This window comes from Saprospiraceae bacterium (assembly GCA_016717265.1).
Lineage (GTDB): Bacteria > Bacteroidota > Bacteroidia > Chitinophagales > Saprospiraceae > Vicinibacter.
Window position 1 is genome coordinate 3,110,085 of record JADKFX010000001.1, and the last position, 13,225, is coordinate 3,123,309.

At 31.6% G+C, this 13,225-nt stretch carries 14 protein-coding genes; 8 read left to right on the forward strand and 6 right to left on the reverse strand.

All coding sequences use genetic code 11. The annotated features are described in order from the left end of the window. Nucleotides 1-12 precede the first annotated feature (12 nt). From IPO86_12205 to IPO86_12215, 3 genes are all read right to left on the reverse strand, one after another. A complete protein-coding gene (locus tag IPO86_12205; protein MBK9728869.1) occupies nucleotides 13-567 on the reverse strand; it encodes a helix-turn-helix transcriptional regulator in 555 nt (184 codons plus the stop codon). Between the two features lie 617 nt (nucleotides 568-1,184). After that, entirely contained in the window at nucleotides 1,185-1,685 is a 501-nt protein-coding gene (locus IPO86_12210) for a DUF1003 domain-containing protein (protein ID MBK9728870.1), read from the reverse strand. A 198-nt stretch (nucleotides 1,686-1,883) separates the two neighbouring features. Then, nucleotides 1,884-2,558, reverse strand: a complete 675-nt coding sequence (locus tag IPO86_12215; GenBank protein ID MBK9728871.1) for a PorT family protein — start codon at nucleotides 2,556-2,558, stop codon at nucleotides 1,884-1,886. 300 nt (nucleotides 2,559-2,858) lie between these two features. Between IPO86_12215 and IPO86_12220 the strand changes: the two genes are divergently transcribed. Together IPO86_12220 and IPO86_12225 are read left to right on the forward strand one after the other, a co-directional pair. Beyond that, entirely contained in the window at nucleotides 2,859-3,014 is a 156-nt protein-coding gene (locus tag IPO86_12220; protein MBK9728872.1) for a lmo0937 family membrane protein, read from the forward strand. Between the two features lie 191 nt (nucleotides 3,015-3,205). Continuing rightward, nucleotides 3,206-3,760: a polyisoprenoid-binding protein gene (locus IPO86_12225; GenBank protein ID MBK9728873.1), complete on the forward strand. Its 555-nt coding sequence runs from the start codon at nucleotides 3,206-3,208 to the stop codon at nucleotides 3,758-3,760. Between the two features lie 67 nt (nucleotides 3,761-3,827). On the opposite strand, the gene IPO86_12230 is transcribed toward IPO86_12225, so the two are convergent. From IPO86_12230 to IPO86_12240, 3 genes are read right to left on the reverse strand one after another with little or no spacing between them, the layout of a single operon-like run. Then, nucleotides 3,828-4,277: a 6-carboxytetrahydropterin synthase gene (locus IPO86_12230; GenBank protein ID MBK9728874.1), complete on the reverse strand. Its 450-nt coding sequence runs from the start codon at nucleotides 4,275-4,277 to the stop codon at nucleotides 3,828-3,830. 5 nt (nucleotides 4,278-4,282) lie between these two features. Then, nucleotides 4,283-5,434 (reverse strand): 4-hydroxyphenylpyruvate dioxygenase, encoded by a 1,152-nt coding sequence (gene hppD / locus IPO86_12235; GenBank protein ID MBK9728875.1) that lies wholly within the window; start codon nucleotides 5,432-5,434, stop codon nucleotides 4,283-4,285. A 53-nt stretch (nucleotides 5,435-5,487) separates the two neighbouring features. Further along, the gene (locus tag IPO86_12240) at nucleotides 5,488-6,660 is read right to left on the reverse strand and encodes a homogentisate 1,2-dioxygenase (GenBank protein MBK9728876.1); all 1,173 of its coding nucleotides are present in this window, start codon (nucleotides 6,658-6,660) and stop codon (nucleotides 5,488-5,490) included. A gap of 312 nt (nucleotides 6,661-6,972) precedes the next feature. Between IPO86_12240 and IPO86_12245 the strand changes: the two genes are divergently transcribed. The 6 genes from IPO86_12245 (at nucleotide 6,973) to IPO86_12270 (ending at nucleotide 13,110) form a co-directional block, all read left to right on the forward strand. Then, nucleotides 6,973-7,527, forward strand: coding sequence for an NAD(P)H-dependent oxidoreductase (locus IPO86_12245; protein ID MBK9728877.1), 555 nt, complete (start codon nucleotides 6,973-6,975; stop codon nucleotides 7,525-7,527). Nucleotides 7,528-7,676: 149 nt separating this feature from the next. Next, nucleotides 7,677-8,135, forward strand: coding sequence for a GNAT family N-acetyltransferase (locus IPO86_12250; GenBank protein ID MBK9728878.1), 459 nt, complete (start codon nucleotides 7,677-7,679; stop codon nucleotides 8,133-8,135). A gap of 13 nt (nucleotides 8,136-8,148) precedes the next feature. Then, nucleotides 8,149-8,439: a DUF1272 domain-containing protein gene (locus IPO86_12255; protein ID MBK9728879.1), complete on the forward strand. Its 291-nt coding sequence runs from the start codon at nucleotides 8,149-8,151 to the stop codon at nucleotides 8,437-8,439. A gap of 157 nt (nucleotides 8,440-8,596) precedes the next feature. Continuing rightward, complete coding sequence (locus IPO86_12260) at nucleotides 8,597-9,172, forward strand: hypothetical protein (protein ID MBK9728880.1); 576 nt, start codon at nucleotides 8,597-8,599, stop codon at nucleotides 9,170-9,172. Between the two features lie 547 nt (nucleotides 9,173-9,719). Beyond that, nucleotides 9,720-10,823: a hypothetical protein gene (locus IPO86_12265; protein ID MBK9728881.1), complete on the forward strand. Its 1,104-nt coding sequence runs from the start codon at nucleotides 9,720-9,722 to the stop codon at nucleotides 10,821-10,823. A 280-nt stretch (nucleotides 10,824-11,103) separates the two neighbouring features. Next, complete coding sequence (locus IPO86_12270) at nucleotides 11,104-13,110, forward strand: hypothetical protein (protein ID MBK9728882.1); 2,007 nt, start codon at nucleotides 11,104-11,106, stop codon at nucleotides 13,108-13,110. The last annotated feature ends 115 nt before the right edge of the window (nucleotides 13,111-13,225 follow it).

Sequence of the window (13,225 nt, forward strand, 5' to 3'; positions counted from 1 at the left end):
TGAAATCTTAGATTAAATATCTTTTAAAATAATTTCCTGCGAAGCTTTATACCGCTCTTCTTTCACTAATTTAAAATGCGAAGGAGAAAGACCTGTAATTTTTTTAAATTGATTTGACAAATGCGCTACACTGCTATAGTTTAATTTCCATGCAATTTGCGTAATACTTAATTCTCCGTAAATTATAAGCTCTTTAATTAATTCGATTTTTTGAATGTGCAAATATTGCAAAATAGTAATTCCTTGCATTTCTGAAAACAAGGAGGCTAAGTAATTGTAATCTAAATTTAATTTTTGACTTAAAATTGTTGAAAATTCTGCCTTGTTAAACTCCCCTTCAAGGTTTAAAATTTCAGCAATTGCAATTTTAATACGTTGAATCAAAAGTCCTTTTTTATCATCCATCAATTCAAATCCAAAACCATGAAGCAACTCTTTTAAGGTATCCCATTGTTGAATCGACAAGTCCTCCATAATCTCAACTTCCCCTAAATCTATAACAATAAAATGAAGTTTCAATTTATTCAATACCTCCTTCACTGCTATTTTGCAGCGGTTACTAACCATATATTTAATATGTAATTTCAAATAAGAAAAAATAATAGTGAAGAAAGTACAAAGTTCAATCAGATCAGCACTAAATATTTACATCTAAATTTCAATAAGTTACATTTATCACATATATTCCTAACAATTTGGAATATATGAATAAAAAACGAGCCCATGACTGATCCTCGATATATAAAACTAATGGAAAAGCTTCATATTTTTAGAAATTCTTCTGATTACCCTGAAAACAATAAAAATATTAGAAGATTCAATACAAAAAAATAAATACATTCTAAAGCTTGAATTCCTTTAGTTCTGGATTGAAATATGCGAAATTAATATTAAAAACAGCAGCAAAACTCCAATTAAAGTGACACTAATCATCACGACTGATCTTCTAATGACTATGATCTCAGTTTGTAATTCGTCAAGTTCTTCTAGCTTGATATTTCTCATTGGAACAATTAAATAAATACTATTAAATACAAAGATTAAACAACAAAATAAATAAAAGTTATATTTAATTAACGATAAATTGCATTTTTCACTGAAAATTAATATAAACTAACAGAAACATTGAATTGCATTATGGCAAAGAAAAGGCAGTTTAAACTTGAAAATTACCAACTCGCATTTTAAACAAGATTATTTAAATGGCGTTCAAGTCTAAGATTAATTTCCTTAAGCAATTCAAACTGCTTTTCTTGAGTATCAAAAAGGGTTTTTATTTGGTCTTCTAGTAATAAGTCCATTTTTTGATGAAGACTTCTGATTTGCATTTCAGCTTTTAAATTTATCAAATAATCATTTTCACTTCTCATGCGATCTTTTTCTTCCTGACGATTTTGACTCATCATTATAATAGGAGCTTGCAAAGCAGCTATACAAGATAAAATTAAATTCATAAAAATAAAAGGATAGGGATCAAACTTAAATTTATGAATAATAAATATATTGAACAATATCCAGATAAAAAGTACAATAACAAAAAGCATCATAAAACGCCAACTTCCTCCAAACCGAGCTATTTTATCTGAAATCAATTGACCCTGACTCAAGGTTTCAATAGGAGGGTTCAATAAATTTTGTATTATTAATTCTTCCGATTCCAAAGTATTCTTTACAATCTCATGCAACTTATTTAAATGATTTTTCTCCTCCCAAAGAAATTAATCCATTTCATTATTTGTCTTGAGTGTCATAAACAATTCTTTAGATCTTTTATTTAGTGCCAAATGAAACAAGGTGACAACCTAGAACACGTAAGCCCATTACGATTCGTAACGGGCTTCGTGCTCTATTAGTAAAGCTATTTCAATTAAACCAATTGATTTTTAAAATAAAATGGATACTCCAATATATCCTGAATAAGTTTTTAAATGTGTACGATCCAATATATAATATGAATTTGTAGATGTAGAACCACTATTATCACTGATATCGATTATTCCCAGAACACCTCTGAAGCCTAAACCAAGTCGGAATAATTGATCTGCAGTAATTCCAAAGTCAAGTCCTGCTCCATAAGCAAAACCTAAATCTCCTTTTTTAACAGAAAGAACTGCTTGTGACGACCCATTTCCTCCAGAAGTAAGTAATTTACTTCCAACGCTTATGCCGATTTGTGGCCCCGCTACAATGTTTAAATTCACAGCATTTGTTTTACCAGTGTTAAGTGAAAGCAACAAAGGAATATTAATATATTTCAATTTGATATTTTGCTCAACATCTTGCTCTTTATACTTTTGATTCAAAGTACTGTAGATCAATTCTCCCTGAACACCTACATTATCAGAAAAATTAAATCCCAATAAGGCACCAATTCCATATCCTAATGTTACTTCACCAGAAACGGTTCCTCCTGAAGATGATCTTAAGCCAAAAGATGTAAATGTTGGCATAAATCGCAAACCGAATTCAGCTTTTTGAGCATCGCTAATAAATGAACTGCATACAAACATAGTCACAAAAAAAATGCTTGCGTAAATCTTGTTTTCCAAAGTTTTCATAATTAATAATTTAAGATTAGATTTCATCACAAAATTGAGACTATAAAATTTAATCCAGTTACATTCTTAAAAGAAAGAGTTACATTTTTTACATATGACTGTTCAAAAATTTTCAAAGGTTAATTTTGAAAATAAGAATGCACTATATTATTTATACAATTCTCCGTTTGCAAGTTCTTTGATATTTAACCACAAATGTGAGAAATATGTAAATATTTAATAAATTTATGTAAATCAAACCACCCTTAATGTTAAGTATCTTTGAGAAGTTTAATTTTAAACCAATTAAAAAACAAAATCATGGGAAATTTACTTTATATCATTGCAGTAATTCTGGTCATTGCTTGGCTTATTGGATTTGTGGGTTACGGAACAGGAGGAATCATTCATATCCTTTTAGTAATTGCGGTAATTGCTATAATCCTTAGAATAATTCAAGGAAAACGGATTATTTAATTAAAACTCAATATTTAGTTCTGAAATTACTAACTGAAAGTAATTTTGTCATTAATATGGCGGGGCTAATTCGTTTTATTATACCAACGGATACTTTCCTTTTATTTTATTCAAACTTTAAAGCATTTAAATCCTAATGATCAAAATGTTGTCAAAGTAAAATACACAATAATCTCATGAATCCAACAAACATGGCTAACGCTGACAATTCAAATAAAACCAAATGGGGAATTGACCTTGCACATAGTGAATTTGGCTTTAAAGTAAAACATTTAATGATTGCTAGTATTCGCGGTAATTTTAAAGAAGTTGAAGCGAGCATTTATACTACAGGTGAAGACTTCATGACTTCCGAAATTGATCTGTGGTTAAATCCAGCAACCATTGAATCCGGAGATCTTAAACGCGATGAACATTTAAAGGGTCCGGATTTCTTTGATGTAGAAAACTATAAAGAAATCAATTTTATTGCAAATACATTTGAAAATTTAGATGACGATGGAAGCTATGAAATGCATGGTGATTTAACGATTAAAGGCATTACAAAAAGAATTAAACTTCAAGTTGAATTTGGAGGTGTTGTAAAAGACCCCTGGGGAAATCATAAGGCTGCGTTTTCAGTGCACGGTAAAATCAATCGGAAAGATTGGGGCCTCAACTGGAATGCACCATTAGAAACAGGTGGCATCCTGGTTAGTGAAGAAGTTTCTATTGTTTGCGAAATTCAATTGGTAAAACAATCTTAATTTTCCAGATGTTTTAAATTTAGATGCTATAGAATTTATAATTTTCTATATCTGCTTCCTAAAGCTTTCACGCTTGATCTTCTATCCTCCATTCCGCATATGAATTAGTTGTTTCATCTAGTCTAATAGCAACTAATTCAAGTTCGTCTGGTATATCATTACATATTAGTTTCATAAAATCTATCAATAAATTTTCACAGGTTGGCTGGTCATTTAAAAGTACTAATTTTTCATACCGCTGTCCGATTTTATGAACAATTTCCTTATCTTCTTTATCCGATAAAACCAAGCAATGATCAAATTGATCTAGAATTTTCTTTTCAATAAGTTTTTTAATATTTGAAAAATCATATACCATACCATCCTTTGGATGTCCATGATTATGCATAATCAAACCTCTAAAGGTAACGGCTAATTTATAGGTATGACCGTGAATGTTTTTACAGGGTCCGTCATAACCAAGTAAAGCATGCGCCATGTCAAAAACAAACTTCCGTGTTATTCGTATTCTTTGCATATCTATTATAATGTTCCTCGACGACTTTGTTCCTCTTCGATACTTTCAAATAAGGCTTTAAAATTTCCTTTACCAAATGATTTTGCTCCTTTCCGTTGTATGATTTCAAAAAACAAAGTAGGACGATCCTCTACGGGTCGGGTAAATATTTGCAATAAATAGCCATCTTCATCGCGATCCACCATGATACCAAGCTTATGCAATATCTCCATATCCTCTTCAATTAAACCCACACGTTCACCAACCGTATCATAATAATTTCCAGGTACATATAAAAATTCTACGCCTCGTCTACGCATTTCACTTACTGTAAAAACAATATCATCCGTAGCAACTGCGATATGTTGACATCCCGGACCTTTATAAAAATCAAGATATTCTTCAATCTGTGATTTTTTTAATCCGTGAGCAGGTTCATTAATTGGAAACTTAATACGGCCGTTCCCATTCGTCATCACTTTACTCATTAATGCCGTATACTGTGTAGAGATATCTTTATCATCAAATGTTACTAAATTTGCAAAACCCATGACATCTTCATAAAATTTGGCCCATTTATTCATACCTCCAAGTTCCACATTTCCAACCATATGATCAATATACTTTAAACCAATTGAATCCGGACAATATTCAGAATTCCAGGAAACATAGCCCGGCATAAATAGACCTTTATAATTTTTTCGTTCAATAAAAAGATGGATGGTATCACCGTAGGTATGAATTCCAGATTTAACAATTTCTCCATATTCATCTTTAACTACAGAAGGCTCTAAGAATGATTTGGCACCTCGGGAAACTGTTTCTTCATAAGCCACTCTGGCATCATCAACCCAGAGTGCTATATACTTTACACCATCCCCATGAATCCGTATGTGATGAGAAATTTCACTATCCGGATTAAACGGTGTTGTTAATACTAATCTTATTTTATCTTGTTGCAAAACATAAGATGTTCGATCTTTATTCCCGGTTTCTAATCCAGAATATGCCAATGATTGGAAACCAAATGCAGTTTTATAATAATGAGCAGCCTGCTTTGCATTCCCTACGTATAATTCTACGAAATCGGTCCCATTAATAGGCAGAAAATCTTTTGCTTTTGCAAATATTTTATCACCAGCATAATTATAATTCTGTACAGTAGTGAGATCTTTCATAAAGTCAATTTATCTTATAATTAAATATAATATTATACCTTGAATCCTTTGTATTAAACAAAAGCGGGTTCTTCTAACCAAGATTTATAATAATCTTTAACTTCGATTTGCATCGCATCTTTTGTAATACTAACCGGGCTAAATGGATCAATCATTACAGCTAATTCTTGGGTCTCTTTTTTACCGATACTGCGTTCAATAGCACCTGGATGTGGGCCATGAGGTATACCTGAAGGATGCAAGGTCAATTGTCCTTTTTGAATATTATTCCGACTCATAAAATCACCATCAACATAATACAAAATTTCATCAGAATCGATATTAGAATGGTGGTAAGGAGCAGGAATAGCATCCGGATGATAATCATAAAGCCGCGGTACAAAAGAACAAATTACAAATCCTTTAGCCTCAAACTGCTGATGAATCGGTGGAGGCATATGAATTCTTCCAGTAATTGGCTCGAAGTCAAAAATAGAAATACCATAAGGATAATTATAACCATCCCACCCAACAACATCAAAAGGATGATTTGCATATAAAAAAGGATAAATCATACCTCGCTTTTTGATACGCAATAAAAACTCCCCTTCTTCATCATGCGTTTCTAGATTTTGTGGCAACTTAAAATCGCGTTCACAAAATGGAGAGTGTTCAAGATATTGGCCCATATTATTTCGATATCGTGAAGGGGTTCTAATAGGCCCATGAGACTCAACGATGAGATGTCGGTTTTCGGTAGTATCAAATTCCATCTGATATACTGTTCCTCTGGGAATAATTAAGTAATCCCCATACTCAAAGGCAACCGTTCCGTAACTTGAAATTAAACGCCCTGATCCCTGATGAATAAAAATCATTTCATCAGCATCTGCATTCTTGAAAAAATAGGAATCTAGATTCGCATTCGGAGCTGCAATACTTACAGACATATCATGATTTAAAAACAATGTTTTTCTACTTTCTATATAATCAGCATGCGGCAAAACCTTAAAGCTTGAAAAACTCAATGCTTGTAAATTATCTTGTATGGCAATTTCAGGTCTTATGGACCAAGGTTTTCCAATCTGGCGTACCCTTGTGGGTGGACGAAGATGATATACTAATGACGAAGTAGATGAGAAACCTTCTGTTCCAAATAACTCTTCATGGTATAAACTACCATTTTTTTGACGAAAAACTACATGCCTTTTGTGGGGTATTCTACCCTGCGTATGATAAACTGCCATACAAGATTTTTTACATCGCAAATAAACTATTTTACTACCTATGAAGGTATGATCAACATCATTATATAAAATGACCTTGATCAACCTAAAAGAAGATATTCAATTAGAAATTCAAAAAAAATAAAATTTGTTAAATCCAATAAAAACATTTAGACACAAAAACAAAAATATTATCCATTCCATGAGCTAAAAAATAAATATACTTATAAATTCAATACCCCAATAATACTACTCTAATTATACGTTTAACCAAAATATAAATAGCTTTAAGAATCTGTAAACAATTTAATATTGCTTGCTGTTATTGAGTATATGAAAATACTTGCATTTGCTGGAAGCAATAGTGTCCAGTCTATCAATCGGAAACTTGTTATACATACACTTACTTATTTTCAAAATATAGAAATCAATCTTTTAGATTTAAATGATTATGAAATGCCTTTGTTTTCTGTCGATCGACAGTTAAAGGATGGATTTCCTCAAAAAGCCTATAATTTTCTTGCACAAATAGAGTCTTGTGATGCTATAATTCTATCATTAGCCGAACATAATCGATCTTATACCGTAGCTTTTAAAAACATATTTGACTGGTGCTCCAGAATTGATATTAATATTTTTAAATCAAAACCGATGTTTATCATGAGTACTTCACCGGGAGGCTTTGGCGGCGGCAACGTAATGGCTGCGGCGATGGCTTTCTTCCCTAAATGTGGCGCTGAAATTATTGAAAGCTTTTCGCTTCCATTATTTAATCAAAATTTTAAGGATAAAATTGGGATAACCAATGAGGAATTAAAAGATCAATACGAAACTAAAATAAGCAATTTTAAAAACAATCTCGAAAATCAAAAATTGCTAATAACTTAAGTTTGTAATCAAATCAAAAACCACTAATTTTATAAAATCCTGAACAGACATGATGAAAATTATTTACTTTGAAAAAATAATTAAAATCAAAATTATCAATACCTAGTAAGTTCTTATAAAATTATTAATTATGTTTAATTCCTGATCGCATGGCAACTATCATAGATTTTAACCCAACCAATAGAAGCGCTATTAAAACTTTAAATATCGAATGGCTTGAAAAACACTTTAGTGTCGAACCCTTAGATCTTATTCAACTTTCTGATCCAGAAAATGAAATTATACTTAAAGGCGGTCATATTTATTATGCCAAGATGAATAATGCTATTGCTGGGACTGCCACCCTTCTTAAAATAGATGAATTTACATTTGAGTTAGGCAAAATGGCGGTTACAGAAAATGCGCAGGGAAATGGCATTGGAAACAAATTAATAGAACATTGTTTGCAAAAGGCCAAGGAATTAGGGGCAAAAAAAGTCATCCTCTTTTCAAATACAAAATTAATTCCAGCTATTAATCTATATAAAAAATATGGCTTTAAGGAATGTGAATTTAACAATTCACATTACAAAAGATCAAATATTAAAATGGAACTTTGTTTAACTTAAATAATTTTACCATATGCTAGAAATAAGACCTATTTGTGAAAATTGCGGAAAGGACTTAGCAAATGAAAGTAAGTTTGCAATGATTTGTTCTTTTGAATGCACCTTTTGTTCAGATTGTGTTGCCAACATCCTATTCAATGTGTGCCCTAACTGCGGAGGAGGATTTGAGAAAAGACCACATCGACCAAAGGAAGCTTTATTAAAATACCCCCAAAACCCAGAAAGGTATTTCAGACCAATAAACTTAAATAAATTTAAAATTACCTTTATAAAAAATAACAATATAGATCCAAGTGAAAGATGAAAGCAGATCCAAATTTTATTGCAATTTAAGACCTAAAAACAAAATCCAAAGAAAACTATAATTGCGTCTCACCGCAATTAATTTTGAAATTAATATAATTATTGATCACCATATTGCCAGACAAGACTTCCAAATAGGAACTTTAAAATGATAATAAATGCAGCCACTTGTTGATTTTGAAATTCTATCAAACAAACAATTATCAAATTTATGTAGAAAGCATGGGCTGCTTTCTTTCAAACAAGCAGCTATATATATCCAGCAGCTAGCTTACAAACGAAATCAAAACAAACTAGAGTTCTCTAGTCTATTTAATGAGCAATGTGGTACCTGTAGTACGAAACATGGATTTCTCAAATTACTTGCGGATGAAAACAATTTCAACAAGCTAAAACTTAAACTGTGTATTCTAAAATTGAATTCAAAAAACACCCCAAAAATAGAAGCTATACTATTAAATCATAAGTTAGTATATATTCCGGAAGCGCATACTTATCTACAATTTGAAAATCAAAATTTAGATTTTACCTTCCCAAATTCAAATTTTTTTAACTTCAAAGAAGATATTTTAACTGAAATTGAAATAAGTCATACTCAAATAGAAGACTTTAAAACAAGGTATCATAAAACATTTCTCGAAAAATGGTTATGTGAAAACGAACAATTAAAACTATCTCTAAATGAACTTTGGGCGATTCGAGAGCAATGTATTGCGGCACTTTCCACATTCTAAATTGCGAGCCTGTATATTACCATTGGAAGCAACTAAAATACAAATACTTTAAATAATCTAAGCGACCTGAAGCATCTCTTAGAATAAAATCAAATATTCGATTACAGCAAGCCATGAAGTCATAATAGTTTGGTTTTTTGCAAACTAAATTAGCAGCTAAAAAGTATACTTAAAGTCCTGGGTGAATAGCTTATTGACAAAAAAAACAGCTCTGTTAAGAATCAGACTATTCTAATTCATAAATTCTCATGGCAAATAATTTATAATTTTACCATGAAATAGATTCTTTATATTTTTAAAATTGAACAAATTACAATACCCTATTCTGGAACGCTCTAATGATGCTTTTGGTTTTTAGAATGAATCTAAAAGAAGTACAAATAACAAGCTTAAAATAAAAAATAATTATTAGTAATTCCTGCTAATATGGTCATTCTATCTTATATTTGTTTTTGTAGAGATTAATCAATTCATTCAAATTAAAAATTTGAAAACTGAACCGTTTTATACTTAAATTTTATTCATTCATAAAATAAAATATAATAAAATGAAAAAATCAAGAAATTTACTTTTTATACTCGTTGGACTTCCAGTTAGTATATTCATGTTTTCATTAAGTTCTTGTAATGAGAACAAACCAACTCAAAACGAAACTAAAATTCAAGAAGTGCCAAAACCTGCAGTCCCAACTGAAGTTATTTGGCATATTAAAGCAATCCATCCAGAGGGAAAATTATTAGATGTAAAAGCATTTGATAAAGATGGTAAAATTTATGATGTAAAAGCGATCGTTGAAGAAGGAAATTTACACCTTATCGACATCAAAGCTCTTCTGGGTGTTAAAAGGCTACCTGTCAAAATGCTAGCAAGTGCTGATAAATATGCACCTGTAAAAGCTATTGGCGAAGATGGAATGATCTATGATATTAAAGCAGTCGGTTCAGATGGTGAAAAGTTAGATGTGAAAGGTGTCAGTAATAACGGAAAAATTGTCAATATAAAAGCGGTGAATAAGCAAGGTGCTTTTTATGGAATCAAAGCCATTTCACCAAATGGACAATTCTATGATGTGAAAGGAATAAAAATGACGAATGATAAAATAGAAGGCAAAACCAATGGGGTCGATATTTATGCGCATATTAAGGCAATACCACAAACAAACGGATCTAAAATTGATTCCATTTGGCATATAAAGGCAATTCACCCCGATGGAAAAATATTAGATGTTAAAGCGATTGATAAAGATGGGAAAATTTATGCTGTTAAAGCGATCGTAGAAGATGACAATCTACAATTAATGGATATTAAAGCTTTAGTTAATGGAAAATTACTTCCAGTCAAAGTGATCTCCAGTGAAGATAAATACAACCCAGTGAAAGCTATAGGCGAAGATGGAATGATTTATGATATTAAAGCATTGACTTCAGAAGGCGAAAAACTTGATATTAAAGGAATTAACCGAGCTGGAAATATAATTAATATTAAGGCAATCGGTAAGGATGGGCAGTTTTATGGTGTTAAAGCAGTATCCCCAGCAGGTAATTTACATGATGTAAAAGGAGTAAAAATGACAAATGATTTGGTTGAATCCAAAGTAAATGGAGTCGATGTTTTTGCACATATCAAAGCTTTACCAGAAGTTATACAATAAAAAATATTTAAATTCTTTAAAATAAGACAGGCATTAGATGTAAATCCAATGCCTGTTTTGTTTAAAAAATACTTATGCATTATTCAAGATGAACTGAATTGTTTATACTACTTTCGGAATCAGTATCAAAATAAAGTCAATAAATAATTTCCTATTTACATACTATGATAGCTGATTTAATTCCAATTCCGTTACTTTTACAATAAATTGAATTAATTCAATTAGAAAATACCTGAAATTTCTTCAGCTATTTAAGGATACAAAACAAATATTGTGCGCTATGAATAATTTTATTAACCAGGCTTTGATTTTAATATTTCTAATTTTGTGGTCCGCAATTCAAAGCCAAATAGCAACACCAAATTTACCGAATACCTCATCGATTTCAAGTTGCTTTCCTGATACAACAGGATATCTTCGTTTTACAGTCGGGCCTACAGGTCGAGATTTTAAAGATTTGCAACTTGCAATTAACACCGCACAGCCAGGCACCGTTTTGATACTAGATGCAGGTGCCCGATTTAATGGTGGATTTACACTTCCTGCAAAATCAAATGCCCCGGGTTGGATTATCTTAATTTCGTCTCGAATGGATTTACTCCCAAAAGAAGAAATTCGTGTGGCTCCTTTTGCTAGTACAGGAAATATGACATTTAAAACACAAGCGAGTGTCATGCCTAAAATTGTAACATCAAATCTTTCAGGAATCCCCTGTCTAGTCACGCAAACAAATGCACATCATTACCGAATTGTTGGAATAGAAATAACAGCGGATCCAAGCGTTTTAAATAGTTATGGTTTGATTAATTTTGGAGATGGATCTTCTGCACAAAATTCACTGACTAATATTCCACATCATTTGATTGTAGATCGCTGTTACATTCATGGACACACCAAAGCTACCATTATGAAATATGGTGTCCGTTTAGATTGTGCAAATGCTGCAATTTTGGATTCCTATATTTCCGATTTTCATAGCATTGGATTTGATGCCCAGGCAATCTCAGGAATCAATGGACCAGGACCTTTCAAAATTATTAATAATTATTTGGAGGCTTCCGGAGAAAATATTCTTTTTGGTGGCGCTGCTACAGCAATTCCAGGACTTATTCCGTCTGATATTGAAATTCGACAAAATTACTTTTACAAACCCTGGTCCTGGAAAGTTGGACATCCAAGTTATGCAGGAACCCATTGGACAATTAAAAATTTATTTGAATTAAAAACTGGAGTACGCGTTTTACTGGATGGAAATATTCTTGAAAACTCATGGGCAGATTTACCAATAGGTCAAAGTGGTGCTGCTATTTTACTGACGATTAGAATTGAAGGAGGCAGCTCGCCTCAAGCAGATGTTAGTGATGTCACAATCACGAATAATATTATAAGACATGCAGGCTCCGGAATTTCTCTTTCTGGAAGTGATGGTGGCCTCGGAACGATCTCTAAAAGAATAAAAATTGCAAATAATCTTTTTGAAGACATAAATGGTCCTGCATTTGGCGACCAAAATATTGCTGGTCCTAATGATGGAATTTTTATTAAAATCGGTGAACCAATGGATATCATTCTGGATCATAATACCATTTTTCAAACAGGTGCAATTACCTGGGCTTATGATATCGCAAAAAACTTTACATTCACCAATAATATTTGCAATAGCTACGTATCTGCAGGTGGATATCAAGGAATTTATGGACCCGGTTATTCACAAGGCAATAATACGATTGCCCATTATTTTCCTGACATTACAGATTCCAATAAACGCTTTCATAAAAATGTACTTATCGGCGGTGATGCCAGTAAATATTCGAACTTCAAAATGATGAGTCAAAATTATTTCCCTGCAAACGTTTCCAATGTTGGTTTTACAGACTATCCAAATGGCATTTTGGATTACAAAAATTATAAATTAAAAAGCAACAGTTTGTATTTTAAAAATGGGACCGATCAATTAGATCTTGGAGTTGACTTCAACAAACTCGATTCAGCTTTTTTTCAATCCAGAAATTGCCCTCCAATAACAACGTATACAACAGAAAAAGCGAATCCTGAATTCATAAAAATTGAGCATTTTGTAAGCAATGATAACATATCTTTCAAAATACAAGGAATGAAAGCGAAATATATCTTGCTAACGGACTTAACCGGAAAAAGAGTTTTACATAATAATATGAATTCAAATGCATTTGAATTAAAAACAAACTCATTTTTACCAGGCCTATACATTGTAACTTTTGCCTCTGATCTTAAATCAATTAGTAAATTAATTAGTATTCATCCTTAATAAAATGCTTAATCAGAAAATTGTCAACAACCAACAGGTTTGCCAATTGGAAATTATCGTTAATCCAAAGGTTTAATAAATGAATTATAAATCCGGAAGATTTGAAAAAATAATG

What these genes read in the sequence shown, in the direction of transcription:
- IPO86_12205 (MBK9728869.1), bottom strand. Translation starts at nt 567, where the DNA reads ATGGTTAGTAACCGCTGCAAAATAGCAGTGAAGGAGGTATTGAATAAA.
- IPO86_12215 (MBK9728871.1), bottom strand. Translation starts at nt 2,558, where the DNA reads ATGAAAACTTTGGAAAACAAGATTTACGCAAGCATTTTTTTTGTGACT.
- IPO86_12220 (MBK9728872.1), top strand. Translation starts at nt 2,859, where the DNA reads ATGGGAAATTTACTTTATATCATTGCAGTAATTCTGGTCATTGCTTGG.
- IPO86_12225 (MBK9728873.1), top strand. Translation starts at nt 3,206, where the DNA reads ATGGCTAACGCTGACAATTCAAATAAAACCAAATGGGGAATTGACCTT.
- IPO86_12230 (MBK9728874.1), bottom strand. Translation starts at nt 4,277, where the DNA reads ATGCAAAGAATACGAATAACACGGAAGTTTGTTTTTGACATGGCGCAT.
- hppD (MBK9728875.1), bottom strand. Translation starts at nt 5,434, where the DNA reads ATGAAAGATCTCACTACTGTACAGAATTATAATTATGCTGGTGATAAA.
- IPO86_12240 (MBK9728876.1), bottom strand. Translation starts at nt 6,660, where the DNA reads ATGGCAGTTTATCATACGCAGGGTAGAATACCCCACAAAAGGCATGTA.
- IPO86_12245 (MBK9728877.1), top strand. Translation starts at nt 6,973, where the DNA reads ATGAAAATACTTGCATTTGCTGGAAGCAATAGTGTCCAGTCTATCAAT.
- IPO86_12250 (MBK9728878.1), top strand. Translation starts at nt 7,677, where the DNA reads ATGGCAACTATCATAGATTTTAACCCAACCAATAGAAGCGCTATTAAA.
- IPO86_12255 (MBK9728879.1), top strand. Translation starts at nt 8,149, where the DNA reads ATGCTAGAAATAAGACCTATTTGTGAAAATTGCGGAAAGGACTTAGCA.
- IPO86_12260 (MBK9728880.1), top strand. Translation starts at nt 8,597, where the DNA reads ATGCAGCCACTTGTTGATTTTGAAATTCTATCAAACAAACAATTATCA.
- IPO86_12265 (MBK9728881.1), top strand. Translation starts at nt 9,720, where the DNA reads ATGAAAAAATCAAGAAATTTACTTTTTATACTCGTTGGACTTCCAGTT.
- IPO86_12270 (MBK9728882.1), top strand. Translation starts at nt 11,104, where the DNA reads ATGAATAATTTTATTAACCAGGCTTTGATTTTAATATTTCTAATTTTG.